We start from the raw sequence: 2500 nt of genomic DNA on the forward strand, positions 1-2500 counted from the left end.
AAATGAGAAGATATCGTCTTTTGATTTCGGCAAGTAAAAACCGAATGAGTTTTGCTGAGAAACGATCAAGCCGATCGGATTATTAGTACCAGTAAGCTTCACACGTCACCGCGCTTCCACACCTGGCCTATCAACGTGGTAGTCTTCCACGATCCTCAGCGAAGCCTTGTTTTGAGGTTAGTTTCCCGCTTAGATGCTTTCAGCGGTTATCTATTCCATACTTAGCTACCCTGCTGCGCGGCTGGCGCCACGACAGGTCCACCAGAGGTATGTCCATCCCGGTCCTCTCGTACTAGGGACAGATCCTCTCAAGCTTCGAACACCCACGGCAGATAGGGACCAAACTGTCTCACGACGTTCTGAACCCAGCTCACGTACCACTTTAAACGGCGAACAGCCGTACCCTTGGGACCTGCTCCAGCCCCAGGATGTGATGAGCCGACATCGAGGTGCCAAACTTTGCCGTCGATATGGACTCTTGGGCAAAATCAGCCTGTTATCCCTAGAGTACCTTTTATCCGTTGAGCGATGGCCCTTCCACGCGGGACCACCGGATCACTATGGCCGACTTTCGTCTCTGCTCGACTTGTCAGTCTCGCAGTCAGGCTAGCTTATGCCATTGCACTCGACGACCGATTTCCGACCGGTCTGAGCTAACCATCGCGCGCCTCCGTTACACTTTGGGAGGCGACCGCCCCAGTCAAACTACCCACCACGCCATGTCCCGGGACCGGATAACGGCCCTCGGTTAGACGTCAACGACAGTAAGGGTGGTATTTCAAGGATGGCTCCACCAGAGCTGGCGCCCCGGCTTCATAGCCTCCCACCTATCCTACACATACGGTCGCTAACGCCAAGGCGAAGCTATAGTAAAGGTTCATAGGGTCTTTCCGTCTGACCGCGGGAACCCCGCATCTTCACGGGGAATTCAATTTCACTGAGCCTGTGCTGGAGACAGTGGGGAAGTCGTTACGCCATTCGTGCAGGTCGGAACTTACCCGACAAGGAATTTCGCTACCTTAGGACCGTTATAGTTACGGCCGCCGTTTACCTGGGCTTCAGTTCGGAGCTTTCACTCCTCCCTTTAACCTTCAGGCACCGGGCAGGCGTCAGACCCTATACGTCGCATTGATGCTTCGCAGAGCCCTATGTTTTTGCTAAACAGTCGCTACCCCCTGGCTTGTGCCACTCATTCCTGGTTGCCCAGGGTGAGTCACGCTTTTTCCGAAGTTACGCGTGCAATTTGCCGAGTTCCTTCAGCACAGTTCTCTCAAGCGCCTTGGTATACTCTACCTGACCACCTGTGTCGGTTTCGGGTACGGTCTCTGCTGGAGTTATTTCCAGGGACAACGCCACCGCCGGGAACAATCCAATAAGCCCCGACGACTTATGCCATCCGTCACTTCCAGCTGGTGCAGGAATATTTACCTGCTTCCCATCGACTACGCTTTTCAGCCTCGCCTTAGGGGCCGACTAACCCTGCGCAGATTAGCTTTACGCAGGAACCCTTGGTCTTTCGGCGACAGTGTTTCTCACACTGTTTATCGTTACTCATGTCAGCATTCTCACTTCCGATACCTCCAGCCAACCTCACGGTTGACCTTCACAGGCTTACGGAACGCTCCGCTACCGCTTGCAGTAAACTGCAAACCCATATCTTCGGCGCATGGCTTTAGCCCCGTTACATTTTCCGCGCAGGATCGCTTGATCAGTGAGCTGTTACGCTTTCTTTAAAGGATGGCTGCTTCTAAGCCAACCTCCTGATTGTCAAAGCAATCCCACATCGTTTCCCACTTAGCCATGACTTGGGGGCCTTAGATGATGGTTAGGGTTGTTTCCCTTTTCACGACGGACGTTAGCACCCGCCGTGTGTCTGCCCGATAGTACTCCTGGGTATTCGGAGTTTGGTTAGTATTGGTACCGCTCGCGCAGCCCGCAACCATCCAGTGCTCTACCCCCCAGGGTATTCGTCGGACGCTCTACCTAAATAGATTTCGCGGAGAACCAGCTATGTCCAGGTTTGATTGGCCTTTCACCCCTATCCACAAGTCATCCCAGAATTTTTCAACATTCACGGGTTCGGACCTCCAGTAAGTGTTACCTTACCTTCATCCTGCTCATGGATAGATCACCTGGTTTCGGGTCGTCATACGTCGAACTTAGCGCCCTATTCAGACTCGCTTTCGCTGCGCCTACACCTAACGGCTTAAGCTTGCTCGACACATGAAGTCGCTGACCCATTATACAAAAGGTACGCCGTCACCGCGCTTGGCGGCTCCGACTGCTTGTAGGCTTCCGATTTCAGGATCTGTTTCACTCCCCTTGTCGGGGTGCTTTTCACCTTTCCCTCACGGTACTTGTTCACTATCGGTCGTAGAGGAGTACTTAGGCTTGGAGGGTGGTCCCCCCATGTTCAGACAGGATTTCACGTGTCCCGCCCTACTCGAGTCTCTTGCTGTTTGACGTCTACGGGGCTGTCACCCGCTATGGCCGGACTTTC

Annotated in this window: 1 rRNA gene (cut by a window edge); it reads right to left on the reverse strand. The window is 53.6% G+C overall.

Annotated elements, in window-relative coordinates:
* Positions 1-61: 61 nt before the first annotated feature.
* A 23S ribosomal RNA gene (locus ACWGL1_RS16070) occupies positions 62-2500 on the reverse strand (it continues 342 nt past the right edge of the window).

The organism is Brevundimonas sp. NPDC055812 (genome assembly GCF_053616535.1).